Source organism: Streptomyces sp. CA-210063 (assembly GCF_024612015.1).
Lineage (GTDB): Bacteria > Actinomycetota > Actinomycetes > Streptomycetales > Streptomycetaceae > Streptomyces.
Genome location: NZ_CP102512.1, coordinates 5,996,081 through 6,021,745 on the forward strand (window position 1 = coordinate 5,996,081; position 25,665 = coordinate 6,021,745).

Below are 25,665 nucleotides of genomic sequence, written 5' to 3' on the forward strand. Positions count from 1 at the left end.
CTCACGGACTGAGCCGCTCCACCCGCCACGACCCGTCCGCCTCCGCCACATACCGCAGCCGGTCGTGCAGCCGGTTCCACCGCCCCTGCCAGAACTCCACACGCTGCGGCGCCACCCGGAAACCACCCCAGTTCGGCGGCACCGGCACCTGCTCGCCCTCCGGATAGCGGGCGTGCAACTCCTCGTACGAGGCGTCCAGTTCGGCCCGCGAGGAGATCACCGAGGACTGTGCGCTGGCCCATGCCCCCAGCTGCGAACCATGCGGACGCGTACGGAAGTACGCCGCCGTCTCGTCCCGCCCGGTCCGCCGCGCCGTACCCGTCACGATCACCTGCCGGGCGATCGCATGCCACGGGAAGAGCAGCGACACATACGGGTTCCCGGCCAGGTCCTGGGCCTTGCGGGAGTCGTAGTTCGTGTAGAAGACGAAGCCCTGCTCGTCGTACGCCTTCATCAGCACCGTACGAGAGGTGGGGCGCCCCTCGGCGTTCGCCGTCGACACCACCATGGCGTTCGGCTCGAACACCGCGCCCTCCTGCGCGGCCTGCCGGAACCACCGCCCGAACTGCTCCATCGGATCACCGGCCAGCTCGCTCTCGTCGAGCCCGTCGGCCCGGTACTGCTTGCGCATACGAGCGGGGTCGGGCACGGGTTCCAGACCGGGATCGTTCACGGTGGTCATCTTGCCGTATCGACGGCCGACCGGAAGGCTGGTGGCACTGAGTGCCGCGCACCCTCCCCAAACCTGGCACTCAGGCGTAAGGTGCTGGAACATTCTGGCGAGGGCCGCATATACGCGGCCCCGCCGGAAGCCCCCTGTCGCACACATCAAGAGGAGCCGCCTGATGTCCGACTTCGTGCCCGGGCTCGAAGGAGTCGTCGCGTTCGAGACGGAGATCGCCGAACCGGACAAGGAGGGCGGCGCACTCCGGTACCGGGGCGTCGACATCGAGGATCTGGTCGGCCACGTCTCCTTCGGCAACGTCTGGGGCCTCCTCGTCGACGGCGCCTTCCGCCCCGGTCTGCCGCCCGCCGAACCGTTCCCCATCCCGGTCCACTCGGGTGACATCCGCGTGGACGTCCAGTCCGCACTGGCCATGCTGGCCCCGGTCTGGGGCCTCAAACCCCTCCTGGACATCGACGAGGAGCAGGCCCGGGCCGACCTCGCCCGCGCGGCCGTCATGGCCCTCTCCTACGTCGCCCAGTCCGCCCGCGGCCAGGGCCTGCCCATGGTGCCGCAGCGCGAGATCGACAAGGCCCAGTCCGTGGTCGAACGCTTCATGATCCGCTGGCGCGGCGAGCCGGACCCGAAACACGTGGCGGCGGTGGACGCGTACTGGACCTCGGCCGCCGAACACGGCATGAACGCGTCCACGTTCACGGCGCGGGTCATCGCGTCGACGGGCGCGGACGTGGCAGCGGCGCTCTCGGGCGCGGTGGGAGCCATGTCCGGCCCCCTCCACGGCGGCGCCCCCTCCCGAGTCCTGGGCATGATCGAGGAGATCGAACGAACAGGCGACGCCGACGCCTACGTCAAACAAGCCCTCGACAAGGGCGAACGCCTCATGGGCTTCGGCCACCGCGTCTACCGCGCCGAGGACCCCCGCGCCCGAGTCCTCCGCCGCACCGCCCGCGAGCTCGGCGCCCCCCGCTTCGAGGTGGCCGAGGCCCTGGAAAAGGCGGCCCTGGCGGAACTCCACGCCCGCCGCCCCGACCGGGTCCTGGCGACGAACGTCGAGTTCTGGGCCGCCATCGTCCTCGACTTCGCCGAGGTCCCGGCCCACATGTTCACCTCGATGTTCACCTGCGCCCGCACGGCAGGCTGGTCGGCCCACATCCTGGAACAGAAGCGCACCGGCCGCCTCGTCCGCCCGTCGGCCCGCTACATCGGCCCGGGCCCCCGCGACCCGAGGGAGATCGAGGGCTACGGCGACATCGCGCGCTAGCCGATTCCGCCGGGCCGGAAAACGCAGACGACCCGCAGACTCTGGGTCCCTCCGCCACAAGGACGGGGGAGCCGGCCGGACGTACCGGCGAGCCTGCGGGTCGGGTGACTGCTGGAGATTGGGCCGGCTGCACGCTGAACGCGCTGGTCCGGCACCGCACTGTGTGTGGTGCAGGGCCGCTAGCCCCCAGCCACCTCACGCGTCCGGTTGTCATACATCTGCCGAACCACCTCCTCTCTCGTGTACTGCACACCCTAAGAAGCGCTACGGGAACGCTCAAGCGATTTTCCGAGGCGATTGCCGAGGGATTACCGAAGTACGGCGAAGACCGCGCGGGCCGGGATGTCGTCGGTAAGGCTCCAGTGGCCGGTGACGTGGCCTTTCGCCCCCTCCGGCAGGTCGACCGGGCCGGGCCGTAGCACCCGGTTCAGGCGGAGGACGGTCGTGCCGGGCTGGACAGGCAGCTCGGTGGCCTCGTCGGTGTCGGTGGCGGTGAGGGTGGCCACGGACAGAGGGCTGTCGCCCTTGTAGGACCACGTGACCTCGCGGTCCGGGGTGTCCGTGAGGCTCTGGGTCTGGGGTTCGGCCTTGCCCTCGAAGAGGGCCAGGAGCTGGGTGATCATGACCGGGTCGTGGCAGCCGTCGTAGGCCCAGCGCTTGCCGAGTACGCCGTGTTCGGTGGTGCCGATGAGGGCGTGCTCGGCGTCGGGGAGAGGGGCGCCTCGGTAGGTGAGGGGGGCCAGGTAGTGGACCGGGGCGGGGCCGGAGGTGTCGGTGACGACCATGAACTCGATGCCGACCTCGCCCTCGGGGTCGTCGAGACGGAAGCCGCCGGCCTTGGTCAGTTCGGGTGTGGCGGGGCCGCCCCGGTACCAGGGGCGGGTGGGCAGCCAGGCGGTGAGCAGTTCGAGCTTGGTGGGCGTGAGGGTGGTGCGGTGGATGACAGCCATGGTGGGGATTCTCCGCCGGGGCGCTGAGCGGACGCGAGTCAGTTCCAGCGAGCACCACGGCGGCTGCCGTCCGGTTGCTGTCTCCGCTGCTCCGATCCTCGCCGCTCGGTTCCTCGCCGCTCCGATCCTCTCTACTCCACCGACCTCTCCAGCGCCTCCAGGTCCAGCGCCATGGCGATCCGTACCGCCATGTCCTCCGCGTACACGGCGTCCGTGCGTTCGAAGGGGCTGCGGCCCGCGCTGCGGAGGAAGGTGACGACGCCCAGGGTGCGGCCTCGGCTGCGGAGGACGGCGCAGAGGGCGTGGACGGTGTTCGGGGGCCACTGGCGGCCGGTGGCCCAGTCGCGGGCGGCTTCGGGGGTGGCGGTGCCGGCGCTGGCGCGGACCGAGCCGGCTCGTTCGACGCACTGGAGGGCGGGGTGGCCGTGGCCGTAGCGCACGGGGATGCCGGCGTGGCCGGTGAGGTGGCTGGGGCCGGGCTGGCCGGAGGGGGTGGCGGCGGCGCGTACGAGGCGGGCGGGGCCTTCGCCGTCGGCGAGGGAGCCGCCGGCGACGCGGTCGATGAGGGCGTGGTCGGCGAAGCCGGCGAGGGCGAAGTCCAGGTGGACGGTGGCGGCCTCGCCGGGGTCCTCGCACTCGGCGGCGGCGCGCGCGGCCCGGTGGAGCTGGTTGACGCGGAAGCGGAGCTGGGCGGCTTCCTGCTCGGTCTGTTTGGACTCGGTGATGTCCTGGAAGAGCCAGCCGACGCCGAGGGGAACCGGTTCCTCTGCCAGGGGCGAGGCGAGGCGGAGGAAGCCGCTGCGCCAGCAGCGGCGCTTCTCGCCCTCGGGGGTGCGGACGCCGACCCAGATCTCGGCGGGTGCGGGCGGTGCGCCCTCGGCGAGTACGTGGGTGAGGGCGCTCTCCAGTTCCTCGACGCCCTGGGCGAGCAGTTCGCCGATCGGGCGCCCGAGGACCGCCGTACGGCCGATGCCGAGGGCACGCGCGGCGTGCGCGTTGACGACGGCGGGGCGCAGATCGGCGTCGACGAGGACGACGCCCCAGGACGCGTCCTCGAAGAGGGCCTCGCTGAGGGCGATGGACCGTTCGAGGTCGATCTGCGCGTGGACCTCGCTGAAGGCGCAGTACAGGCCGGCGGGTTTGCCGTCGGGCCCGCGTACGGCGGCGGACTGGGTGCGTACGAGGACCCGCCCGCCGTCCTTGGTGACCAGGGCGAACTCGTGGACCTGCCGGCCGGCCGCGTGCATGGCGGCCATCAGCCGCCCCTCGACCTCCTCGGCGTCCGCCGTCCGTACGGCCCACCCGGCGAATCCCCGGCGCCCGACCGCCTCCTCGGCGGTCCAGCCCAGGATCCGTTCGGCCTCGCGGTTCCAGTGGGTGACGACGCCGTCGGCGTCGAACGCGCACAGCGCGGCGTCCATGCCGTCCAGCAGGGCGGCGAGAAGATCCGATCCACCGGAGTCCGTGTCTTCCGTGCCTTCGGTGTTCTCGATGTCGTTGGTGTCCTTGGTGTCCTCGTTCGTCGGACCGTCCCGCTCGGGCTCGTCGGGCCCGAGCTCGTCGGTGGTCCCTCTACGCCGGGAAGCACTCACCTGAACCCCCTGCAGGCTGCGTTGCGTCCGCATGTACGGCATGTACGGCGCGTCGGTTCGCTCACTCACCATCATTCAACTCGAACGTGACCCAGCCCACATCTGCTTCGCGCAAGATATGGACGAAATCGTTGTACGCCGGATTTCCTTCCCTCCCTTCTCAACGTTCCCACGAACCCAGGGGCGCAGTCAGCGCAGGTAGAAGATCCGGTCGCCGTACTCCCGCATCACCCGGTCGTTCCAGTCGAGCCCGCCGTCGACGTTCCCGGAGCGGAGCAGCGGCGGTTCGATGCCCCGGTCCGCGAGGGAGGCGGCGGCGGTGGCCATGACCGACTGGAGGATCGCGGACGTGACGACGGTGGAGGCCGGGGCGAAGGGCGCGGGGATGGTGTCGAGGGTGAGTTCCGCGTCGCCGACCGCGATCTTCGAGTCGAGGACGAGGTCGCAGTGGTCCTTGAGGAAGGTGCCGGAGGAGTGGCGGGATGTCGTCTGCGTGGCATACGCGACCGACGTGACGCCGATGACCTTCACGCCCAGATCCTGGGCATGCGTGGCCATCTCCACGGGGAGCGCGTTGCGGCCGGAGAGCGAGATGATCACAAGCAGGTCGCCGGCCCGCAGCGGGCTGGTGTCGAGCACGGCCGTCGCCAGTCCGTCGACGCGCTCCAGCGCCGAGCCGAGCGTCGCGGGCCGCACGTCCACGCCCACCGCGCCGGGTACGGCCAGCAGGTTCATCAGCGCGAGGCCGCCGGCCCGGTAGACGAGGTCCTGCGCGGCGAGCGACGAGTGCCCGGCCCCGAACGCGAAGAGACGCCCCCCGCCGGCGACGGTGTCCGCGACCATCTCCCCGGCCGCGGTGACGCTCTCCGCCTCCTCGTCCCGCACCCGAGCCAGCAGTCCGATGGCCGCGTCGAGGAAGCGTCCGCCCAGCGTCCCGTCGTCCATGTGAACCCCTCAGCCTCTTCCCGGCGCCCGCAGTGTCGTGGATCACGTTAGAGGTCTGGACCACTGGGGTGTCAATGGGTGCGTTCGTCGGCCGCGGGTGGGTGGGGGCTGGTCTCGCAGTTCCCCGCGCCCCTCAAAAGCCCCGGGCGCGACCCATGCCGTCAAGGGGCGCGGGGAGCTGCGCGACCAGCCACACACAACCCGCACCCGCCCACGTACCCTCATCCCCAAGCTCTCCCGCGTACGGCGATGCGGTCGAAGGGGGCCAAATCCCGCCTCGGACGGTCGTTGTAACGCCGTGGTCGCACCGGCGCGGCCCGGTTGTCAGCCGGATGCGTAAGAATTGAGTCCAGGCCAGCGCAGCAAGCCGCAGCAAGCCGGTGTGGCCGTCGAAGCCTCCGGCTGAATCTCATCGAGGGGCACGTATGTCCGGACTGATCGATACGACGGAGATGTATCTCCGCACCATCCTCGAGCTCGAGGAGGAAGGTGTGGTCCCCATGCGCGCCCGGATCGCCGAGCGGCTCGACCAGAGCGGCCCCACGGTGAGCCAGACGGTCGCGCGCATGGAGCGTGACGGCCTGGTGTCCGTCGCCGCGGACCGCCACCTGGAGCTCACCGAGGAGGGCCGCAGGCTGGCGACGCGCGTGATGCGCAAGCACCGCCTCGCGGAGTGCCTGCTCGTCGACGTGATCGGCCTGGAGTGGGAGCAGGTCCACGCCGAGGCGTGTCGTTGGGAGCACGTGATGAGCGAGGCGGTCGAGCGCCGCGTCCTCGAACTGCTGCGCCACCCGACCGAGTCGCCGTACGGCAACCCGATCCCGGGCCTGGAGGAGCTGGGCGAGAAGGACGGCGCGGACCCCTTCCTCGACGAGGGCATGGTGTCGCTGGCGGACCTCGACCCGGGCACGGAGGGCAAGACCGTCGTCGTACGCCGGATCGGTGAGCCCATCCAGACGGACGCCCAGCTGATGTACACGCTGCGGCGCGCGGGCGTGCAGCCCGGCTCGGTGGTGAGCGTGACGGAGGCGGCCGGCGGTGTCCTCGTCGGCAGCGGCGGCGAGGCCGCGGAACTGGAGGCGGACGTCGCCTCCCACGTGTTCGTGGCCAAGCGCTGAGTCGCGTGCGGGTGGCCGAGCACTGACCCGTGCACGCGCCACCGCCGCACCGGCCCGCGTACGCGCCACCGCCGCGCCGACCTACGTGCACGCCACCGCCGCACCGACCGATTCCGACCGATTCCAGCCATCCGGTGTCGTCCCATGTCGCCCCCTGTCGGCGGTCGTTCGACACATGTCGGTGCGTGTCCGTATCGGCCGCCAACTCCCGTTGCGGGCGGGGGAGTTGTGACGTACTGGAGTCGATGTCCGCGATCCCGTCGAATCCAAGACTCAGTGCGCCGAATCGCAGCGCTCGGGCCGTTCGCGTGCGAGGCTTGCGCGTGAGGCATATGACCTGAGGGGCTCTTGGCCGCCCGAGACGACGATCTCCGGGTGACAGGGGAAGGGGCGGGGCGGATGTGCCGTGGACATGAGGAGGGCCCCGGCGCCGTATGGCGCCGGGGCCTGTCCTCCCCTGTGCTGACCCGGAGCCCCGAGCTCCCAGGGTCATCCCCCTCGGACCGTTTTCCCCGAGCGGTCCGCCTCCCGTTGAAGATCTCCCCTCGGCGGCGGCGGGCAATCCCCGAGGGGGGTCACTCGAATGAGGGGTGTTGCCGCCAGGAGCGGCATCTTCGAATGTGTATTCGATAACGTGTACCGGCGTGGCGTTGCGTGACCCGGTGCCCGACCCGACGCGCACACCCCACACGTAACGTGTCAACCGATATGCACGCTGTAACACAAGTGCCCGTCGTCCGAGCGGCGCGCGACGGCAAGGCAGCAGCAGGAGCAGCAGCACGACAGCGGTACGACAGCGGTACGACAGCAGTTGGGACGAGTGGACCGGCCGGCTCGAAGCGGGAGCGAGAGACGGGGAGCGAGCGGTCCGGGCGAGAGTCTGGGGGGTGCCAATGGTGCGGCGCATCGACGTGACCGGAGCGGGCGGCGTGAGTCTCGCCGCCTGGGAGTTCGGCGACCCGCCCAAGACCGGCGACAAGGCCGGCGACATCACGGGGGGCGGGAGCAGCGAGGGCGGCACGGACCGGGCCGGCGACCACGCGCCGGGGTCCGGGGTGCTGTTATTGCACGGCCTCATGGGCCGCGCCTCGCACTGGGCACCCACCGCCCGCTGGCTGTCCGAACGGCACCGTGCCGTCGCACTCGACCAGCGAGGCCACGGCCAGAGCGCGAAGCCCGAGCAGGCCGCGTACACCCGTGAGGCCTACGTCGAGGACGTCGAGGCCGCGATCGAACAGCTGGGCCTCGCCCCGGTCGTCCTCATCGGCCACGCGATGGGCGCGCTGACCGCTTGGCAGCTGGCCGCCAAGCGCCCGGACCTGGTGCGCGGCCTGATCATCTGCGACATGCGGGCCTCGGCGCTGGGCGCTGCCTCGCAGCGAGAGTGGGAGAGCTGGTTCAAGGCCTGGCCGCTGCCCTTCGCCACCCTCGCCGACGTCCGCAAGTGGTTCGGCGAGGACGACCCCTGGGTGGAGCGCCCGAGCCCGTCCCGCGGTGAGTTCTACGCCGAGGTCATGCACGAGGGGCCCGACGGCTGGCGGCCCGTCTTCGACCCCGAGCAGATGCTCAAGACCCGCGAGACCTGGGTGTACGACGCGCACTGGGAGGAGCTGGCCCAGGTCCGCTGCCCCGCCCTCGTCGTCCGCGGCCTCGACGGCGAGCTCGGCCGCGCCGAGTCCCAGGAGATGGTCCGCGTCCTGCCCCACGGCCAGTACGCCGAGGTCGCCGACGCCGGCCACCTCGTCCACTACGACCAGCCGGACGCGTGGCGCTCCGCGATAGAGCCGTTCCTGGACGGCCTGTCGGAGTGAGGCCGTGCGCCTGGTAGCTCGGGGGTGCGCGTGATGTCGCGGGTGCGGGTGGTTCGTGGTCGCTCGCGCAGTTCCCCGCGCCCCTTGAACGGCCCTGCGGGCCGATGAAAAGCCGGGGCGCAGCCCCGTGCTTTTCAGGGGCGCGGGAAACTGCGCGAGCAGCCCCCACCCACCCACCCGCAGTCGAAGAGCTACCCCTTGCTCACCGCCGCCAGAATCTCCGGCAGCCGCCGTGCCGTCCGGGGCGCGGCCAACCGAAGACCCAGCTCGGCGATCCCCGCCCCGTACACCACCCCCACCGGCAGCAGCACCCACGCCCACGCGCCGCCGCCCTCCGCCACGTTCACCCAGACGGTCAGGGCGATGACCGGCAGACAGAGCAGCGCCGCCCCGACCATGCCGCCGAAGATGGAGATCCAGGCGAGTCCGGCCTGCCCGGGCGCCACGTTCTTGTAGCCCTCCTGGGGAATGGAGTAGGGGAAGCGCGCGGAGGACCAGGCACCGGTGGCGAGCATCGCGCCGAGGAGCGCGAAGGAGAGACCGAGTGCCTCGGGCAGGGCGGCCCAGTCACCGAGGAGCGCGGTGGTCAGGACGGTCACGAACGTGGCGTACGGCAGCGTGACGACCAGCAACGCCAGTGCACGGCCGCGCAGTTCGACGTACGCGTCCCGCGTGGACGAGATCGTCATGGCGACCATCCAGAACGCCGACGTGTCCTGCCCGAACTGGTTGTACATCAGGATCCCGAGCATCCCCGCCGCGAAGCAGGCGAAGTAGACCGAGCCGGTGCCCTGCAGGGCGTTGAAGACGGGCACGATCAGACCGATCGCCAGCGACGTCACCCACGCCGCCTTCGTCTTCGGGTCGCGCCAGATGTAGCGCAGGCCGCGTTCCATGATGGTGCCCGTGCGCCCGGCGGGCAGCAGGCGGCTCAGGCCGGTCGAGCGCGTCCGCGTCCGGCCCGCTTCCACGACCGGGAGCGTCGAGCCGTCCGGGGACGTCATCAGCCGGGTCAGCGTGCGTGACCACCACCGCAACAGCCCCGCCAACGCGCCCGCGCTCAGCAGCAGTTGGGCGACCCCGACCCCGTACGCCCCCTCGCTCATCGCCCGCACCGCGCCGAGCGCCGACGCCGGCGGGACCCAGCTCAGTACATCCGCCACCGGCTCCAGCCGGCCCAGCCCGGAGGAACCCAGCCGCTGGGCACCGAAGTTGACGACCTGGGCGCCGACCGCGATCACGAGGCCGCTCAGGACGGCGAGGTCGCGCCCCCGGCGGCTGGTCAGGAGGCGGATGTTTGCGGCGGCCACCGCCCGGGCGAGCGCCACGCAGCCGAGGAGCGCGAGAGGTACGGCGGCGACGGCGGTGGCGTACGCCGCGGCCCCCCGCGCCGTCGCCACGACCGACCCCACCAGCACGCACAGGGTGAACAGCGGGCCGATGCCCACCAGGGAGGCCGCCAGCAGCGCCCGTACGAGCGGGCGCGGGCGCAGCGGCAGCATCACCAGCCGCGTCGGATCCAGCGTCTCGTCCCCGCTCGGGAAGAACAGCGGCATCACCGCCCACCCGAGCGCCAGCAACGCCACCAGCGGCACGGTCACGGCCGCCGCGTGCTCGTCGCCGCGCAACGCGATCAGCCCGATCAGCTGGAGCGCCGCGAACAGCAGCACGAACACGACGGAGAAGACGTACGCGGCACGCCGCCCGGCCGACTGCCGCAGACCGTTCCGCAGCAGCGACAGCTTCAGGCGTACGACGACGGAGGTCACCGACGAGGCGCCCGCGGCGCCCGCCGCGCTCATCGGCCGCCCGCCCCGCCGCCCAGCCAGTCCAGATCCGTCCCCGTGTCCCGTTCCCTCGCGCCCACCAGTTCCAGGAACGCCTTCTGCAGCGAGGGCGCGTCACCCCGTACGTCGGCGAGGGGGCCGTGGGCGCGGATGCGGCCGGCGACCATGACGGCCACCCAGTCGCAGAGGGACTCGACCAGCTCCATGACGTGGGAGGAGAAGACGACCGTGGCGCCGGAGGCGGTGTACCGCTCCAGGACGCCCCGGATGGTCTGGGCCGAGACGGGGTCGACGCCCTCGAACGGCTCGTCCAGGAACAGGACTTCGGGGTTGTGCAGGAGCGCCGCGGCGAGGCCGATCTTCTTGCGCATGCCCGTCGAGTAGTCGACGACGAGCTTGTGCCGGGCGCCCGCGAGGTCGAGGACGTCCAGGAGCTGGGTGGCCCGCTTGTCGACCTCGGCGCCGGGCAGTCCGCGCAACCGCCCTGTGTAGGAAAGGAGTTCGCGACCGGTGAGCCGGTCGAAGAGCCGAAGTCCCTCCGGGAGCACCCCGATCCGGGCCTTCACCTCGACCGGGTCCCGCCACACATCGTGTCCGACGACCTCCACGGACCCCTGATCGGGTCGCAGCAGCCCGGTGACCATCGACAGTGTGGTCGTCTTCCCGGCCCCGTTCGGCCCGACCAGCCCGATGAACCGCCCGGCGGGCAACTCCAGATCGACCCCGGCGACGGCGACTTGGGCCCCGAACCGCTTCCAGAGCCCGTGGACACGTACGGCGACGGCTTCACTCACACCGGTTGCCCCTTCCGGTGGTCAAGGGGTGCCCAACGCCCGTAAGGGGCGCGGGGAACTGCGCGACCAGCCATATCCAGCCCGCAGTCGCGCAACGACCGAAGCACCCCACCCGGAGCGTTACCGCCGCCCATCCCTGCCGCAGGCGTAAGCGAGCGGCGAGATCAGTTCCTCGGCATCCGGCAGCCATCGGTTGGCCGGCGTGGGACGGCGTGCCCACTGCACGGCCCCCCGCGACCCGTACCGCGTCGGTGGAGCCGCCACATACTCGCCCTCACCCAGTGCCTTGAGGTCGAGCGCGAGCGGGGACCATCCCAACTTCCGTACGAGGTCGGGGACCTTGACGGAGGCACCGGGCAGCACGAAGAAATGCATACGACGATCCGGCGTCCAGGTCACCGGGCCGAGCGTCAGCTCCATGCGCTCCATCCGGGCGAGGGCCAGCAGCCCGGCTGTCTCGGGAACGTCGATCGTGTCGAATGTACGGCCGGTCGGCAGCAGGATCGACGCGGTGGGCTGCTTCGACCACAGGCGGCGTGCGACGGTCGCACTGCCTGTCGCCTGGGTCCCCCAGTCCTCGCGCGCCGGGTGCGCGCCGGGGGTGGCGCACGCTGCGTTGCCGCAGGAGCAGTGCTGCACCCCGTCGACGGCTTCCAGCCATGTACCGGGGAACACGTCCCAGTGGCGCTCTTCGGCGTATCGAACGGCGGTGTCCAGCAGCGATTCACCACGCTGCTTCGGGATGTGGGCAGCTTCAGGGCCCGCGATGGTCTCTTCCACGATGAACACAACTCTAGCGGTCATCAGGGGTTACGGAAGTCACATGCGCGGGGGAGAGCATCGTTCTCGGGGCCGGGGCGCATGGGTGCACGGTCGGGGGCGCGCAGGCGGGATCACGGAGTGAGCCGGGTAGCCACGTGTGGGGTACAGCATGCGTGTTTACCCCGGCAATCCTGGCATGTCTCGCATCTTCGGTATGTCGGCGGGGCATTGATCTTCGAGGCCGGATCTTTTCGATACATGGGTACACCCATGCGACGGGGATCGACCGCTGAAGACACGTCAACTCGGTGCGTGGGCAAGGCACCACAGCCACAGGGGGTACGCCATGGCCGCAAGGCCGCTCGTCGCCAGGCAGCCGAACGAACGACTGCAGGCACTCATCCAGGAAGCGGGCTGCTCCAACGCGGGGCTCGCCCGGCGGGTCAACATGTGCGGCGCTGAGCACGGACTCGATCTCCGCTACGACAAGACGTCCGTCGCGCGCTGGCTGCGCGGACAGCAGCCACGAGGCCGGGCGCCCGCGATCATCGCCGAGGCCCTCGGCCGCAAGCTGGGCCGCACGGTCACGATCGACGAGATCGGCATGGCCAACGGCAAGAACCTCGCGTCCGGCGTCGGCCTCCAGTTCTCGCCGACGGTACTGGGAGCCATCGAGCAGGTCTGCGAGCTGTGGCGCAGCGACGTGGGGCGGCGGGACTTCCTCTCGGGGTCGTCCGTCGCCGCCTCCGCGCTCGTCGAGCCCAGCCGCGACTGGCTGATCTCCGCGCCGGACTCCCAGGTGGCCCGCTCGGCGGGGCCCCGGGTGGGCCTCGCCGATGTGGCGGCCGTACGGGCGATGACGCAGGCGCTCGTCGACCTCGACCACCAGTACGGCAGCGGGCATGTACGGCCGGTCGTCGTGCACTACCTCAACAGCGTGGTCTCGGGGCTGCTGGCCGGCTCCTACCGGGAGGCGGTGGGGCGGGAGTTGTTCGCCGCGGTCGCCCGGCTGACCGAGCTCGCCGGGTACATGGCCGTCGACACCGGGCAGCCCGGGCTGGCCCAGCGGTACTACATCCAGGCGCTCCGCCTCGCCCAGGCGGCGGGCGACCGCGCGTACGGCGGATATGTGCTCGCCGCGTCCATGAGCCATCTCGCCGCGCAGCTCGGAAACCCGCGGGAGATCGCGCAGTTGGCGCGCGCGGCGCAGGAAGGGGCGCGGGGGCGGGCGACGCCGCGTGCGGAGTCGATGTTCCACGCGGCGGAGGCGCGGGGGCACGCACTGATGGGTGACGCGCGGGCCGCGCAGGCGGCGGCGGGGCGGGCCGTGGAGGCGTTGGAGGCGGCGGATCCCTCGTCCGGGGACGACCCGGTGTGGATCAAGCACTTCGACGAGGCCTATCTCGCCGACGAATTGGCGCACTGCCACCGGGATCTGGGGCAGGCGGAGGCGGCGGCGCGGCGGGCCGAGGAGGCGTTGGCCAAACATCCCGAGTCGCGGGCGCGGCGGCGGGCGATCGGGTATGTGCTGCTCGCCACGGCGCAGGTGCAGCAGCGGGAGGTCGAGCAGGCCTGCCACACGGGGCTGCGGGCCGTGGAGTTGCTGGGGTCGCTTCGGTCGAATCGGGGCGCCGAGTACGTGGAGGACTTTCAGCAGCGGTTGGAGCCGTTCAGGGAGGAGGCGGTGGTTCGGGAGTTCGGGGCGCGGATGGATCTGCAGGCGGCGTAGAGCGCTCCGGGTGGGGTACTTCGGTCGTCTCGCGAGTGCGGGTTCGTCGTGGCCGGTCGTGCAGTTCCCCGCGCCCCTTGGGGCGCGGGTGGTGCTCGGGCTGTCACTCGGACCCGGTAGCGTGAGGCGATGATTCCGGAAGTCCCCCATTCGTAGGAGTCTCGGTGACGCAGAGTGGACAGGGCGAGGAGCCCTCGGCGCGGACCGCGCGCGAAGGCATCGTGCTGCCCTCGGACGGTGGCGCGCCGCTCCATCCGAGTGATCTGCCGCCGGCACAGCTGCCGCCGGCCCCGGCCCAGTCGTGGGAGCAGCGGCAGTGGGGCCCCGAGGGGGCCGCCGAGCCGACTCCGCCGGCGGCCGACCAGTGGAACAGCGCGCCGCCCGCCCCCGACTGGGGCGGCCAGGGGACGTACGACGCGTACGGCGCGTACGGCGCTCAGGGTGGGCAGGACGTGTACGGCCCTCAGAGCGGGCAAGGCGGGCAGGGCGGCGGGATGCCGTTGCCGCCGGAGGGCGCGCAGGGGGCGTCGTACGGTGCCGAGGGGTATGGCGGGGCGGGGTCGGGTGCTCCGTTGCCGCCGGTCGCGGGGGAGGTGTCCCTGGCGTCGGAGGCGGCGTCGGCACCGCAGCAGAGTGCGCCGCTGCCGCCCGTGGACGAGGGGGCCACCCAGTACATCCCGTATGTGCCGCCCGCCGGGCCCATGCCCGTGGACGAAGGGGCGACGCAGTACATACCGCCGGTGGCTCCGGCGGCGCCCGCCGCGGATGCCGCCACGCAGTATCTGCCGCCGGTCGGGCCGGGCGCGCTGCCGCCGGAGGCGCCGGCCGACGCGACGACGTATCTGGGGCGGGTGCCCCACCATGGTGCCGGGCCCCTGCCGCCCACCAGCAACCCCGTACAGCCCGCCCCGCCCATGCCCTCGGCGCCCGCCGGGAACCCGGACGCCGAGGCGACGCAGTACATACCGCCGGTGGCCGCGCAGGCGCGGCCCCAGCCGTACGGTGCGCCGGGGCAGCGGCAGGCGCCGCAGCAGCCGGACGTGTTCGACAGCCTCTTCCGGAGCGAGCCGGGGGACGGCGGAGCCGCCGGGGCCACACAGCACCTGCCGAAGATCGAGCACCCCCATGCCGCGCCGACGCCGCAGGGTCACGGCGGCCATGGGGGCCACGGCGGCCACGGTGGGCGGGCCTCCGCGAGACGGGACAGCGGGGGCGGCGGAGGGCGTACGAGATCCCGGGTGCCGCTCATCGCGCTCGTCGGGGTCGGGATCGCCGTTCTCGGGATCGGGGCGGGTGCCCTGATGGCCGGGTCGGGGAACGACTCGTCGCAGAGCGACAACAAGCCCGCGGCGGCGACCGGGGCGCCCGAGGAGTCGGCGTCCGCGTCGGCCGATCCGGCGAAGGAGCAGGCGGTCGCGCTGGACAAGCTGCTGGCGGACAGCGGCGACAGCCGGAGCAGCGTGATCAAGGCGGTCGCGAACATCAAGGCCTGCACCAACCTGGGCCAGGCCGCGACCGACCTCCGGAACGCGGCCAAGCAGCGCAACGACCTCGTCACCCGGCTCGGCGGGCTGTCCGTCGACAAGCTGCCGAACAACGCGGCCCTGACCACCGCGCTCACCAACGCCTGGAAGGCCTCCGCCTCCGCCGACAACCACTACGCCGCGTGGGCCGACCAGGCAGCCGGGAAGAAGGGCTGCAAGAAGGGCCAGGCCCGTACCACCGGCCAGACCCAGGCCGGCAACCAGGCCAGCGGCACCGCGAGCGCCGAGAAGAACAAGGCCGCCAAGCTGTGGAACTCGATCGCCACGACGTACGGCCTGACCGAGCGCCAGGCGGTCCAGCTGTAGCCGGACCGCGGCCGAGCAGGCCTGTGGCCGCGCCCGAGACGGCCGCACCGGTCCTGGCCCAGCGCCCGGACCCGGTGCCCGGTGGCTCAGTCCTCCGCGTCCACCAGGGTCTGCTCCACGTTCACGAAGCCTCGTCGGGCGGCGACCAGTTGACCCTTGCGCACGACCTGGAAGGTGACCTCGGGGTTGATCAGGCGGGGGAAGCCGGCGGCGGGAATGAGGTCCTCGAAGCGCCAGCTGAGCGTGGGGGTCAGGCCGCCCGTGGTGACCTTCAGGCCCTCGTCGAGGACGCGGTGGACCGACTGGGAGGTCACCTCGCCGTCGCCGATCTTCTCGATGGCGGCCTTCAGGACGGTGTACGCGATCCATGTGGTCTGCACACCCGGGTCCGCCGGGTCGATCCGGTTGTCACCGAAGGCGTGCTCCCGGATCACCTTCTTCATCTCGTCCCACCGCTTGTCGGTCTCCACCGGATACCAGCCGGTGACGTACGACCCCTCGTACGGCCCCGACCGGCCGCCGGTCGCGTCGATCACCGTCTGGTCGACGCTGCCGAGGACGGTCCCGGTGCGGACATCCGCGTAGTCGTCGCGGTCGCGGCGGAAGGAGTCCATGAAGGTGAAGGTGCGGTCGCCGAGCGCGGGCACGACGCAGCCCTCGGCGGCCGGGTCGGTGGTGGCCCGCCGCAGGGCCTCCCGGGCGTGGCCCCCGTACTCGGTCGCGTCCTCGGCGGCCAGCTGGTCCTCGGACTTGCCGTGGCCGCCCGACTTCAGCCCCGAGTCGAGCAGCAGCGGCAGCTGGTCGCCGGCGATCGAGTCGGGGCGTACGAGGGCGACCGGGCCGCAGGCCTTCGCGAGCTGTTCGCCGAGGCCGGCCATGAGGGAGGCCTGGCCGCCGTTGACGGGGTAGGACAGGGCGCTGGCGAACTCGTCGTCGGTGACGCCGTAGCCGCCTATGTAGGGGATGCCCGCGGACTCCAGCGGGGCGAGGAAGGAGCGGCCGTGCTGGCTGTAGGAGCCGACGACCGCGACGACGTTCTCCGAGGCGGCGCGGCGGGCGCACTTCGCGGCGGCCACCGTCTCGTTCTTGTCGTTGCAGGTGAGGATCTTCAGCTCGTGGCCGTTGATGCCGCCGTTGGCGTTGACCCAGCGGGCGTACGCCTTGGCCATGGCGGGCATGCCCGGCTTGTTCGTCGCCGCGGTCTTCTCCGGGGCCCAGGTCATGACGGTGACGGGGCCGTCCCCGGAACCCCCCGCGGTACCAGGGATGACCCCGCATCCGGCGACGAACGACGCGCACGCCGCCAGTGTGGTGGCTCTGACCAGGCCTTTGGAAAGGCCTTTGGGCAGGGTGGTCCGTCGTGCCTGGAAGCCGGTCATGGCTCCGCACGATTCCGCCACATGACCAACCCGGGCGTGACGGACGGTCAACGCGAGGTGGCCGAGAGGTGAATTACGGGGAGCTACGATCGCATTTTCGAGTGGTTTCAGAGAGGAACGCACGATCGATGACCGTTCAAGGTTCGGAGAACCCTTCCCGTCGCGGGCGTCGCTCATCCACCATGGGCGGCATGCCACTGAACGACATGCCGTGGTGGCGCTGGCGCAGCAATGTGCGCTCCGCGCTGCACATGCTCTCCGACCCCGCGTTCCAGCAGAACGTCTGGCTGGCCGGTGTCGACGGGTACGGGGACGTCACCGACGCCGTGTACCGCCTGGTCGAGGACACCTGGCTCGACAACTGGTCCGCCGAGAAGTACGTGGGCACGATATTCCGTGACGCGCAGGAGGCGGCCCTCGTCGACTCCGCCGTGCTGCGCGTGCTCCGGATCATGCACCAGGTCGGCCCGGACGCCCCCGTCTCCGCGTACCTCGACCACGAGGCCTGGCCGGACGCCGTCCGCGCCGCCCGCGAGGCCCATGTGCGCCTCTCGGCGAGCGACGGGGAGGACCCGGACGCGCCGCCGCGGACGCTGGAGGTACTGCGGATCATGACCAGGGCGGCGTAGAGCGGCGTTCGGCTGCCGGCTCGCCGCCGGCTGCCGGGGCTCGGACCGGGCGTCGGCTGCCGGGGGCGGGTGGTCCGGTCTTCGGGACGGTTGCCGACATGGGTACGCCATATGGGACCCTGTCGGGCATGAACGAGCAGTCCACCCGAGCCGCGGCCCCCGCCGACCAGTACGTCCTCACCCTCGCCTGCCCGGACAAGCAGGGCATCGTGCACGCCGTGTCGAGCTACCTCTTCATGACCGGCTGCAACATCGAGGACAGTCAGCAGTTCGGGGACCACGACACGGGTCTGTTCTTCATGCGTGTGCACTTCTCGGCGGAGGCGCCGGTGAGCGTGGAGAAGCTGCGGGCCAGCTTCGCGGCGATCGGTGACTCCTTCCAGATGGACTGGCAGATCAACCGGGCCGACGAGAAGATGCGCATCGTCCTCATGGTCAGCAGGTTCGGCCACTGCCTGAACGACCTGCTCTTCCGGGCCAGCACGGGGGCGCTGCCGGTGGAGATCGCGGCCGTGGTCTCCAACCACACCGACTTCGCCGAGCTGGTCGGGTCGTACGACGTCCCGTTCCACCACATTCCGGTGACCAAGGACAACAAGGCCGAGGCGGAGGCGCGGCTGCTGGCGATCGTGCGCGAGGAGAACGTCGAGCTGGTGGTGCTGGCCCGCTATATGCAGGTCCTCTCCGACGACCTCTGCAAGCAGCTCAACGGGCAGATCATCAACATCCACCACTCCTTCCTGCCGAGCTTCAAGGGCGCGAAGCCGTACCACCAGGCGCACGCGCGTGGTGTGAAGCTGATCGGGGCGACGGCGCACTATGTCACCGCCGACCTCGACGAGGGGCCGATCATCGAGCAGGAGGTCGAGCGGGTGGGGCACGGGGTGACGCCCGAGGGGCTTGTCGCGGTCGGGCGTGATGTGGAGTGCCAGGCGCTGGCGCGGGCGGTCAAGTGGCATGCGGAGCGTCGGATTCTGATGAACGGGCGGCGGACGGTCGTTTTCGCGTAGGGGCTCCGCCGGGCTGGGGCGCCTAGTAGCTCGGGGGTGCGTGCGGGATCGCGGCTGCGGGTGCGTGGTGGCTGATCGCGCAGTTCCCCGCGCCCCTTGAGAACCAGGCGGTCACCAGGAGCCCTTCCGCTACATCCTGCTCAGCGCCGCCGCCGCGAACAGGACGTCTCTGATCGCCTGCCTGTCGCCGCCCTGGCCCGCGGCCGCCTCCTCCGGGGGGACGTGGCCGGCGGTCAGGCGGCAGAATTCGACGCCGTCCAGGGCCACGTGGGCGACCTCGTGGTCGGCGGAGCCGAGGGCCGCGGGGGAGTCCAGGGGGATGAGCCACTCGCCGCCGCCGGAGCCCTCGATCTCCAGGCGGAGGCTGCGGCCGGGGGTGCCGGCCGGGACGAGGTGGCGGCCGGGCGGGGGCGGGGACGCCAGCCCGTTCCGGCGGCGCTCGGCCAAGGACGAGGGCAGCATGCGCGCCGCCAGGTCGATCATGCTGTGCAGATGGCGGCCGGAGGGCGGCTCGTACGGGTAGTCCACGGCCTCCGCGATGTCCTCCGCGTGGATCCAGGTCTCGAACGCCCGGTCCAGCATCGCGTCCCGCAGGGGGAGCTCGAAGCCGCCGTACGAGACCGGCAGCAGGCCCGAGCCGTCGGAGTCGCCCGGGCGGCCGCCGTCGGCGAACGACGTCGTGCGGACGATGTCGTGGCTCTGCTCCCGCCAGGGCGCGCGGACGGCTCGGGTGGGCGGGAAGTGGGACGCCTTCCAGTACGCCTCGGTGCGGGCCATGGGCGTGCCGTCGTCCGGGTCCGCCTTGAGCAGGCCCAGCGGGTCGTCCAGGCCGAGGGCGAGCGCGATCAGGCCGTCGACGGTGAGCAGGTGGGCGATGACCCCGGCGACGGTCGTACGACGGCTCACCGGCCCCTCGCCCTCGAACCAGCGCAGCCGTACGGGCGCGTGCCAGTCCGCGCTCCCGATGTCCTGCAGCAACGCGTCCAGCCGCGCGGCCTCGGCGTCGTACGGGGCGGCCCAGAGCGGCACGGGGATGCGCGGCGGACGCCGGCCCAGACAGACGTCCAGCACCTGCGTACGCAGCGACGGATCGAGATCGAGGCTCTCCGGCGGATGCAGCAGCCCCACGGCCTCCCGCAGCCGCCGCGCCTCGTCCGCACACGACCCGCACTCCCCGAGGTGCTCCTCGACGGCCAACGCCTCCTCCGCCGAACAGACCGCCAACGCCCAGGCCCCGAGCAGCGCCTTCAGCACCCGGTGCTCGAGGACGAGGGGGGCGGGGGAGGGAGGTACGGCCGACTCGGGTGCCGGGGGTGCCGGCGGCGTCTGCGGTGCCGGTTCGGGCGCGGGGTCCGGCAGGGGCAGCCCGCTGTCCTCCACGGAGGCGCGCGGCAGCGGTATACGCGGAGGCCCGACCGGCTCGTCACCGCCACCGCCACCGTCACCGTTGTCGGGTTCCCGGGGCCCACCGGGCGCGGACGGCTCGCCGAGGCCGCTGCCACGGCCGCCGGGACCTACCGGGTCCCCGTCGCGGTCACCGCCCGTCGCCTCACTGCGGCCTGGTGGGTCGCCGAAGTCCGGCCCGTCGGATCCGTTCGATCCCTCCGGTCCGTCTGGTCCCTCCGATCCGTCTGGTCCCTCCGGCCCATGGGAATCGCCGGTCTCCCGCGCACCGCCTGCGTCCGCCAGCCCGTCGTCCAGTGGCCCCTTGGTCGCAGCACCGACTGCGTCGGGCGGCCCGTCCTTCAGTGGCCCCCCGGCCGAAGGCACCCTCCCGCTCTCGGGCCACGCCGGCGCCCGCCCCGAGGCCTCCGGGCCGTCCGGCTCCTCGTCGTAGGCCCCCGAGGGGCTCGGCCCGCCGGTCACAGAGCACCGCCGTATTCGGGCGGGGCTCCGGAGGGGCGGGTGTCATGGGCGGTGGAGAGGAGTTGGAGGCCGAGGCGGAGGCGGCGGCGAGCCTCGTCCTCGGTGACGCCGAGGTCGGTGGCGGTCTGGCGGTAGTCACGGCGCTGGAAGTAGGCGAGTTCCAGGGCGGCGCGCAGCGGCGTGGGCATCGCCTGCACTATGTAGTCGGCGCGGGCGGCGACCGAGGCGTGCTGGACCTTGCGTTCCAGGTCCTCGGTGGTGCCCTCGCCGCCCCGGGCGAGCGCGGCGGTCTCGGTGGCGCGCAGCCGCTGCACGGCCAGGCGGTGGGTCAGTGCCGCGACCCAGGAGCGCAGGGGGCTCTGCTTGGGGTCGTACGCCTCGGGGTTCTCCCAGAGGTGGAGGAACACCTCGCGGGTGAGGGAGTCGGCGGCCCGCTCGTCGCCGAGGACGCGATGCGCGAGACCGTGCACGAGGGACGCGAACCGGTCGTACAACTCACCGAGTGCCGCCGCCTCGCCGTGTGCCAGTCGCTGCTGCATCCTGCGGTCCCAGCGGGGCGGTGCGTCCTTCGTCGCCATGCGGCCCCCTCACCCTGCTCGTACCTGCGCCGTTCCTGATGCCCGGTTCCAGCCTGTGTGCACTGCCGTCCCGAATGTAGTCGGCACCGCTGACCGCGCACGCCCCTTTATGGCAATGTGCGCCCCTCAGAAGGTTGAAGGTGGTATGAACCTCCTCCGCAAGCTGTTTCCACACCACCCACGTGGGCGTCTGCCCGCCTTTCGTATGCCTGTACGACACCGTATGGCGTCTATCCTGCACGAATCCGACGGCTTGCCATCGTGTTGAGGCCGTGTCAGATCAGTTCACGATCAATTGTCGATCACATGCGACCGTACTCGATGGAAATCGCACCGAAAAGGCCCCTGAAATGGCTCGCTTACCACGCGCTTTCGATGGGCCATGGGTGTTTCATGGAACGACGGCGGGGCAGCCGCGCAGCAGGAAGCGGTGCATTGGCTTCCGGTTCGGCGACTGAGAGGCATCGCGGTGGCGTTCGAAGTGACCGATGGCGGGCACGGTGAGTGGGCCGTGCTGCATGTGTCGGGAGAGATGGATCTGGTGACGTCGCCCGTGCTGCGCCAGCGGGTGCACGAGGCGGTGGCGGAGGGCCGCCGAAGTCTCGTCCTCGACCTCTCCGGCGTCGTCTTCTGCGACTCCAGCGGTGTGGGCGTGCTCGTCGCCACCAGGCGGCTGATGCGTTCCTGCCGGGGACATCTCCGGCTGATCCTCCCCGCCGACGGCCACGCGGGCGGCGGCCCGGCCGAGGGCGCGCACGTCAACCGCGTGCTCGCCGCACTCGGCGTCCGCCGCCTCTTCGACGTCCACCCGGACGTCCCCTCGGCGGTCGCGACGGAGTCCGACGACGAGGTCGGCCCTCTGTCGGCCTGAACAGCACCCACGTATGACGTTCCCCACCGGTCGGCGTCACCGCGGCCACACAGTTGTCCCAGAATTCCCGCAGTCTTGGTACAAGCGCCGCTTTCCCGCTCCGCCCCGGGCCCTGACGTCGTACGCTCCGTCCGAGAAGCACCCCACTTGACGTAAGGCGGGCCCGAAGAGACATGGTCAGCAGCGAGTACGAGCGCAGGATCGCCGCCCGGTTCGCCACCTTCGACCAGGACGGCAACGGCTGGATCGACCGCGAGGACTTCAACGTGGCGACCAAGGCGGTTCTCAGCGAGTTCGGCACGACCGCCCGGTCCGACAAGGGCCAGGCGCTGTACGTCGGCGCCGAGGCCTTCTGGCAGGGCATGGCCGGGATAGCGGACCGGGACGGCGACCAGCGCATCACCCGGGACGAGTTCGTGAACGGCGCGGTCAAGCGGCTGCGCGACAACCCCGACCGTTTCGCCGAGATCGCCCGCCCCTTCCTGCACGCGGCCCTCGCCGTCGCGGACACCGACGGGGACGGCACGGCCACGGTCGCGGAGACCGCCCGGGTCCTCAAGGCCCTCGGCGTCCCCGAGCAGATCGCCACCGCGACCGCTGCCGCCCTCGACACCGACACCGACGGCATGGTCAGCGAGTCGGAGATCGTGACGGCGTTCGCGCGCTACTTCACCGTGCCCGAATAGCAGTTCGCCAACAACGGTGCGTCAACAGCCGTTCACGCATAGCGCTCGCGCAGCTTGTACTTGAGGACCTTCCGCAGGGTCTCGTTGCGCGGAAGGGCGTCCACCACCTCCACCTGCTCCGGCAGCTTGTGGACGGAGAGCCCTTCCGCGCGCAGGTGGTCGCCGACCTCCTTCAGCGTCAGGGGGTCGGCCCCCGGCGGCTGTTCGAGCACCGCGCAGACCCGCTCCCCCCGCTCCGCGTCAGGCAGTCCGATCACCGCCACGTCCTGGACGGCCGGGTGCCGGTGCAGCAGGTCCTCGATCTCCTTCGCCGAGATGTTCTCGCCCTTGCGGATGATGACGTCCTTGAGACGGCCGGTCAGCACCAGGTGACCGCTGTCGGTGACATGTCCGAGGTCGCCCGTGACGAAGAACCCGTCCGCGTCGAAGGCCGCCGCCGACTGCGCCGGATCCAGATACCCCTGGCAGACGGCCTCCCCCTTCAGCCGCACCTCCCCGTCCACGATCCGTATCTCCATTCCCGCCGGCGGCCGCCCCTCCGTCGTCGCCAGGTTCTCCACCGAGTCGTCCGGCGCCCCCATGGTGATCATCGGGACCTCCGTCATGCCGTACCCGTGGGTGAGCTGCACGCCCATCTCCCGTACGACGGAGTGATAGACCTCCGGCGGCTTCGGTGCCCCGCCGCCCGCGAGCAGCCGCAGGGAAGGGACGACCGGGACGCCCGGCTGCTTGCGCTGCTCGACGAGGAACATCGAGTAGAACGCCGTCGACCCGCCCGCCACCGTCACCCCGTGCTTGCGGTAGCCCTCCAGCGCGGCCGGCAGCGCGAAGTGCTCGAACATCACCGCCGGGAAGCCGTACAGCAGCAGCATCACCATGTAGTCCGGGCCGCCTATGTGCGCGTAGGGGAAGGCGATCGAGCCGACGTCGTCCCGGGTGAGCCGTAGCGCGTGGGCGAGGCAGGAGCCGCCGGCGATGAGCGAACGGTCCGTGTGCAGGACGCCCTTGGGGTCGGAGGTGGTGCCCGAGGTCCAGTAGATCCAGCGGACGGACGTGCCGTCGGCCGGTGGGGCGGGGAGTACCGACGGGTCGCCGTCCGGGAGGCGGTCGTACGCCTCGAAGACGCCCCGCGCTTCCAGCCGTCGCGCCATCTCCGTGTGGTCGAAGCCCCGCCACTCGCCCGGCACCGCGAAGAACTCCGCCTTCGACTCCCGCAGCGCGAAGCCGGCCTCGCGGTCGCGGTAGAAGGGGATGACCGGGGACTGGACGGCGCCGAGGCGGGCCAGGGCGAAGGAGAGCAGGGCCGTCTCGATGCGGGTGGGCAGCTGCCAGGCGACGACCGTGCCGGGGCGTACGCCCATGCCGTACAGCCCGGCCGCCACCCGCTCGGCGCGGGCACGCAGCTCGCCGAAGCTCAGCGTGCGGTCGTCCTGGAGGAGGACGGGCAGGTCGGGGGTGAGGTCGGCGCGGCGGGAGACCAGCTCCCAGAGCGTGCGGGACTCGCTGAGCGCGTGGGCGGTGTCGTTCACGGCGGCCCCCTCGTGAAGCTGACGGGTAGTCAGATTGTGGGCAGAGCGTAGGGCTCGGCGCCTTGTCGGTCCAGGGGGTCGGGACTAGCGTCTCTGATCAGCTCAGTCATCCCATGCCAGACAAAGCGTCTGGCATGGGTTGTGCCCACTGTGGAGGGGGGGCGTGAGCGTGCAGGTGGAAACCTGCTCCCAGTGCTGCTCCTCGTGGCCGGTGTCGGCTGGTGGTCGGGGTGCTGATCGTGGTCACGCCCTGGTTCCGGTGGGCTGCGCGGGGCAGTGTCCTCCGGTCCGTTGGTGCGTGCCCCTCCGGACGCTTGCCCGCCAGGCTTGTGGGGCCGGTGGGGGAGGGTGCCCTGCGTCGCCTGGGCGCGGGGCGTGTGGGTTTCCGCCGGGTGGGGCCGGTCTTGGACCGGTCGGCCCGGCTGGTCTGGGCGGTCGGGGTGATGACCGCTTGGGTTTCGAGTGTGTCGACCACCGTGCGGATCATCATCTGCCCGGTGGCCCGGTCGGTGACGGTCCTGGCCTGGTGGGCAAGGCCGCGTGCGGTGATGCGTTGCAGGCGCCGTGGTCGCCGTCGCCCTGCCAGCCGCATCCGGCCCGGTCGGGGTGCGGCTCGGAACTGGGCTCCTGTACCGAGTGCGGTGATGCTGCCGTCGTCGTGGAGCCGGGCCGCGCCCGCAGACAGCAGGGTGTTCAGGCCCCAGTCCACCCCGAGCGCCACGATGTGGCCGGTACGGCGGGACCCGGGGACGGCATGGGTGTAAGCCAGATCGGCGCGCACCGTGCTGCCCGTGATGCGCAGGGTGGGCAGGTGCAGCACCGCGCCGGGCGGGACCGTGGGCAGCAGCGTGACGGGGCAGGCTACCCAGGTCCGGTCCCGGTAGGAGCGCGGGTCGGGCCGGGTAGGCAACTTCAGGCGCAGCAGCGCGCGTTGCGGGTCTTCCTCGCCGCGTTCGATGGTGGCCTGCTGCCCGTCACACGCCGACAGCAGCAGCATCCGCGCCGTCCGGGGCGGGGCCTCCAGCTCGAACACGCCGGTCGGCAGGCGGCCGTTCTTGCCGGCGAAGGCGGTGATCTGCCGGGTGCGGGAGCGGATCACACTCGACGGCAGATGCCGACCGCCGGGGACCGCCTCCCGCACCCGCTCCCACTCCTCAGGTGTGCGCCTGCCCGGATCGCACGGCCACGTCCGAAGGACCGCGGACGTCAGCTCGGCCCGCCAGTGTGCCGAGCGCAGGGCGCGCCCGGCCTGTTCCTGGGCCATGCGCACGATCCGGTCGTTGACCCTCACGCCGTCGGCCGGGGCGGCCGTCCAACCCAGCCGTCGCAGCGCCATCCACGCGTTCGACGGCAGCTTCCGTCCGCCCACGTCCTCACCCGAGGCGAGCACGTCCACATCGGTGGCGTTCCAGTGCCCGGCCAGCAGTTCGGCGGCCATGCCAGAGACCGGTTCGGCGGCCCAGTCGACCCGCTGTGTCAGCGCAGCGGCCGACAGGACCTCGCCGGTCTTTTCCACCACACCCGTACGCAGGAGTCCGCGGGCGCACGCGGTCCGGGCCACTTCGCCCTCGCTGAGCGGCAGCTTCCGGCTCACCTGTCCCCACCTTCGCGCCCGTGGTGCTGTCATCCGATCAACGACGCTCCCGTGAAAAGGTCACGTATTCGATTCACGCACTCAGATGCGACACCGAGGCCGGGACCGATACCGAACACGCGGCGACATCGACCGGCAACGCATCGCTACGGATGCCAAAAGAAACACGTGAGCCTGTTCCAGGGAGCAATCTGACGACCCATCAGATACTCTAATCGGATAACTGAGGCAACCGAGTG

21 protein-coding genes are annotated in these 25,665 nt (G+C 71.6%); 9 read left to right on the forward strand and 12 right to left on the reverse strand.

What is annotated here, in order from left to right:
* Window position 1: 1 nt before the first annotated feature.
* Entirely contained in the window at window positions 2-682 is a 681-nt protein-coding gene (gene pdxH / locus JIX56_RS26220; RefSeq protein ID WP_443031884.1) for a pyridoxamine 5'-phosphate oxidase, read from the reverse strand.
* A gap of 163 nt (window positions 683-845) precedes the next feature.
* On the opposite strand from pdxH, the gene JIX56_RS26225 reads away from it, so the two are divergent.
* Window positions 846-1,946: a citrate synthase 2 gene (locus tag JIX56_RS26225; RefSeq protein WP_257544116.1), complete on the forward strand. Its 1,101-nt coding sequence runs from the start codon at window positions 846-848 to the stop codon at window positions 1,944-1,946.
* Window positions 1,947-2,254: 308 nt separating this feature from the next.
* Here the strand turns inward: JIX56_RS26225 and JIX56_RS26230 are convergent, their stop codons facing one another.
* The 3 genes from JIX56_RS26230 to JIX56_RS26240 form a co-directional block, all read right to left on the reverse strand.
* Window positions 2,255-2,896 (reverse strand): maltokinase N-terminal cap-like domain-containing protein, encoded by a 642-nt coding sequence (locus tag JIX56_RS26230; RefSeq protein ID WP_257544117.1) that lies wholly within the window; start codon window positions 2,894-2,896, stop codon window positions 2,255-2,257.
* A 131-nt stretch (window positions 2,897-3,027) separates the two neighbouring features.
* Window positions 3,028-4,488 (reverse strand): PAS domain-containing protein, encoded by a 1,461-nt coding sequence (locus JIX56_RS26235; RefSeq protein WP_257544118.1) that lies wholly within the window; start codon window positions 4,486-4,488, stop codon window positions 3,028-3,030.
* 189 nt (window positions 4,489-4,677) lie between these two features.
* A complete protein-coding gene (locus tag JIX56_RS26240) occupies window positions 4,678-5,433 on the reverse strand; it encodes an SIS domain-containing protein (protein WP_257544120.1) in 756 nt (251 codons plus the stop codon).
* Window positions 5,434-5,858: 425 nt separating this feature from the next.
* On the opposite strand from JIX56_RS26240, the gene JIX56_RS26245 reads away from it, so the two are divergent.
* Complete coding sequence (locus tag JIX56_RS26245) at window positions 5,859-6,551, forward strand: metal-dependent transcriptional regulator (RefSeq protein ID WP_033525889.1); 693 nt, start codon at window positions 5,859-5,861, stop codon at window positions 6,549-6,551.
* 893 nt (window positions 6,552-7,444) lie between these two features.
* Window positions 7,445-8,362 carry an alpha/beta fold hydrolase gene (locus JIX56_RS26250; protein WP_257551121.1) on the forward strand — a complete coding sequence of 306 codons (918 nt, stop codon included), beginning with the start codon at window positions 7,445-7,447 and terminating at the stop codon, window positions 8,360-8,362.
* A gap of 191 nt (window positions 8,363-8,553) precedes the next feature.
* Here JIX56_RS26250 and JIX56_RS26255 read toward each other — a convergent pair whose 3' ends face one another.
* The 3 genes from JIX56_RS26255 to JIX56_RS26265 form a co-directional block, all read right to left on the reverse strand.
* Window positions 8,554-10,164: a transporter gene (locus JIX56_RS26255; protein WP_257544121.1), complete on the reverse strand. Its 1,611-nt coding sequence runs from the start codon at window positions 10,162-10,164 to the stop codon at window positions 8,554-8,556.
* Window positions 10,161-10,943 (reverse strand): ABC transporter ATP-binding protein, encoded by a 783-nt coding sequence (locus JIX56_RS26260; protein ID WP_257544122.1) that lies wholly within the window; start codon window positions 10,941-10,943, stop codon window positions 10,161-10,163. The genes JIX56_RS26255 and JIX56_RS26260 overlap by 4 nt, the downstream gene beginning before the upstream one ends.
* 120 nt (window positions 10,944-11,063) lie before the next feature.
* On the reverse strand, window positions 11,064-11,747 hold the full coding sequence (locus tag JIX56_RS26265; RefSeq protein ID WP_257544124.1) for a bifunctional DNA primase/polymerase: 684 nt from the start codon (window positions 11,745-11,747) through the stop codon (window positions 11,064-11,066).
* 304 nt (window positions 11,748-12,051) lie between these two features.
* Between JIX56_RS26265 and JIX56_RS26270 the strand changes: the two genes are divergently transcribed.
* Entirely contained in the window at window positions 12,052-13,434 is a 1,383-nt protein-coding gene (locus JIX56_RS26270) for a transcriptional regulator (protein WP_257544126.1), read from the forward strand.
* Window positions 13,435-13,598: 164 nt separating this feature from the next.
* Entirely contained in the window at window positions 13,599-15,284 is a 1,686-nt protein-coding gene (locus tag JIX56_RS26275; protein WP_257544128.1) for a hypothetical protein, read from the forward strand.
* A gap of 86 nt (window positions 15,285-15,370) precedes the next feature.
* On the opposite strand, the gene JIX56_RS26280 is transcribed toward JIX56_RS26275, so the two are convergent.
* The gene (locus JIX56_RS26280) at window positions 15,371-16,663 is read right to left on the reverse strand and encodes an ABC transporter substrate-binding protein (protein ID WP_257544130.1); all 1,293 of its coding nucleotides are present in this window, start codon (window positions 16,661-16,663) and stop codon (window positions 15,371-15,373) included.
* Between the two features lie 128 nt (window positions 16,664-16,791).
* On the opposite strand from JIX56_RS26280, the gene JIX56_RS26285 reads away from it, so the two are divergent.
* Complete coding sequence (locus JIX56_RS26285) at window positions 16,792-17,292, forward strand: SCO4402 family protein (protein ID WP_257544132.1); 501 nt, start codon at window positions 16,792-16,794, stop codon at window positions 17,290-17,292.
* Window positions 17,293-17,420: 128 nt separating this feature from the next.
* Complete coding sequence (gene purU / locus JIX56_RS26290; RefSeq protein WP_257544133.1) at window positions 17,421-18,302, forward strand: formyltetrahydrofolate deformylase; 882 nt, start codon at window positions 17,421-17,423, stop codon at window positions 18,300-18,302.
* Between the two features lie 129 nt (window positions 18,303-18,431).
* Here the strand turns inward: purU and JIX56_RS26295 are convergent, their stop codons facing one another.
* On the reverse strand, window positions 18,432-19,991 hold the full coding sequence (locus JIX56_RS26295) for a zf-HC2 domain-containing protein (protein WP_443032066.1): 1,560 nt from the start codon (window positions 19,989-19,991) through the stop codon (window positions 18,432-18,434).
* A gap of 173 nt (window positions 19,992-20,164) precedes the next feature.
* Complete coding sequence (locus JIX56_RS26300) at window positions 20,165-20,746, reverse strand: sigma-70 family RNA polymerase sigma factor (RefSeq protein WP_257544136.1); 582 nt, start codon at window positions 20,744-20,746, stop codon at window positions 20,165-20,167.
* A gap of 463 nt (window positions 20,747-21,209) precedes the next feature.
* On the opposite strand from JIX56_RS26300, the gene JIX56_RS26305 reads away from it, so the two are divergent.
* A complete protein-coding gene (locus JIX56_RS26305; protein ID WP_257551122.1) occupies window positions 21,210-21,617 on the forward strand; it encodes an STAS domain-containing protein in 408 nt (135 codons plus the stop codon).
* Between the two features lie 173 nt (window positions 21,618-21,790).
* Window positions 21,791-22,303 carry an EF-hand domain-containing protein gene (locus JIX56_RS26310; protein WP_257544137.1) on the forward strand — a complete coding sequence of 171 codons (513 nt, stop codon included), beginning with the start codon at window positions 21,791-21,793 and terminating at the stop codon, window positions 22,301-22,303.
* Between the two features lie 32 nt (window positions 22,304-22,335).
* Here the strand turns inward: JIX56_RS26310 and JIX56_RS26315 are convergent, their stop codons facing one another.
* Both JIX56_RS26315 and JIX56_RS26320 read right to left on the reverse strand, forming a co-directional pair.
* Entirely contained in the window at window positions 22,336-23,832 is a 1,497-nt protein-coding gene (locus tag JIX56_RS26315) for a class I adenylate-forming enzyme family protein (protein WP_257544139.1), read from the reverse strand.
* A 106-nt stretch (window positions 23,833-23,938) separates the two neighbouring features.
* Window positions 23,939-25,426, reverse strand: a complete 1,488-nt coding sequence (locus tag JIX56_RS26320) for a hypothetical protein (RefSeq protein ID WP_257544141.1) — start codon at window positions 25,424-25,426, stop codon at window positions 23,939-23,941.
* Between the last annotated feature and the right edge of the window lie 239 nt (window positions 25,427-25,665).

Excerpts from the sequence above, each read along its gene's own strand:
- pdxH (WP_443031884.1), bottom strand. The coding sequence starts at position 682 with ATGACCACCGTGAACGATCCCGGTCTGGAACCCGTGCCCGACCCCGCT.
- JIX56_RS26225 (WP_257544116.1), top strand. The coding sequence starts at position 846 with ATGTCCGACTTCGTGCCCGGGCTCGAAGGAGTCGTCGCGTTCGAGACG.
- JIX56_RS26230 (WP_257544117.1), bottom strand. The coding sequence starts at position 2,896 with ATGGCTGTCATCCACCGCACCACCCTCACGCCCACCAAGCTCGAACTG.
- JIX56_RS26240 (WP_257544120.1), bottom strand. The coding sequence starts at position 5,433 with ATGGACGACGGGACGCTGGGCGGACGCTTCCTCGACGCGGCCATCGGA.
- JIX56_RS26245 (WP_033525889.1), top strand. The coding sequence starts at position 5,859 with ATGTCCGGACTGATCGATACGACGGAGATGTATCTCCGCACCATCCTC.
- JIX56_RS26250 (WP_257551121.1), top strand. The coding sequence starts at position 7,445 with ATGGTGCGGCGCATCGACGTGACCGGAGCGGGCGGCGTGAGTCTCGCC.
- JIX56_RS26255 (WP_257544121.1), bottom strand. The coding sequence starts at position 10,164 with ATGAGCGCGGCGGGCGCCGCGGGCGCCTCGTCGGTGACCTCCGTCGTC.
- JIX56_RS26265 (WP_257544124.1), bottom strand. The coding sequence starts at position 11,747 with ATGACCGCTAGAGTTGTGTTCATCGTGGAAGAGACCATCGCGGGCCCT.
- JIX56_RS26270 (WP_257544126.1), top strand. The coding sequence starts at position 12,052 with ATGGCCGCAAGGCCGCTCGTCGCCAGGCAGCCGAACGAACGACTGCAG.
- JIX56_RS26280 (WP_257544130.1), bottom strand. The coding sequence starts at position 16,663 with ATGACCGGCTTCCAGGCACGACGGACCACCCTGCCCAAAGGCCTTTCC.
- JIX56_RS26285 (WP_257544132.1), top strand. The coding sequence starts at position 16,792 with ATGACCGTTCAAGGTTCGGAGAACCCTTCCCGTCGCGGGCGTCGCTCA.
- purU (WP_257544133.1), top strand. The coding sequence starts at position 17,421 with ATGAACGAGCAGTCCACCCGAGCCGCGGCCCCCGCCGACCAGTACGTC.
- JIX56_RS26300 (WP_257544136.1), bottom strand. The coding sequence starts at position 20,746 with ATGGCGACGAAGGACGCACCGCCCCGCTGGGACCGCAGGATGCAGCAG.
- JIX56_RS26310 (WP_257544137.1), top strand. The coding sequence starts at position 21,791 with ATGGTCAGCAGCGAGTACGAGCGCAGGATCGCCGCCCGGTTCGCCACC.